Annotated in this window: 1 pseudogene; it reads left to right on the plus strand. The window is 77.6% G+C overall.

Going from position 1 to position 317, the window contains the following annotated elements:
* A pseudogene (locus ACFFNX_RS36500) lies at positions 1-317 on the plus strand (MFS transporter); the annotation flags it as partial.

Here is a 317-nt window from a genome sequence, read left to right on the forward strand (position 1 = left end):
GGCCCGCTTCCTCGTGCCGCTGGCGGTCGCCGCGGTCGCGGGCGGCGTGCAGGCGCGCCGTCTCGGCGAGCGCTGGCTGATCTTCGCGGGCATGCTCGTCGCCGCGGCCGGGTACGCGCGGATCGCCGCCTGGCCGTTGCGGGCCCAGGGGCTGGGCTATGACCTCGCCCTGTTCACCGTGCCGCGGGTGGACGCCGACCTGGTGATCGCCGGGTTCGGGCTCGGGCTGGTGATCGCGCCGCTGTCGTCGGTGGCGCTGCGCTCGGTCCCCGCCGCACAGCACTCCCGCGCGTCGGCCGCCGTCGTGGTGGCCCGCA

Source organism: Actinoallomurus acaciae (assembly GCF_042429965.1).
Taxonomy (GTDB): domain Bacteria; phylum Actinomycetota; class Actinomycetes; order Streptosporangiales; family Streptosporangiaceae; genus Actinoallomurus; species Actinoallomurus acaciae.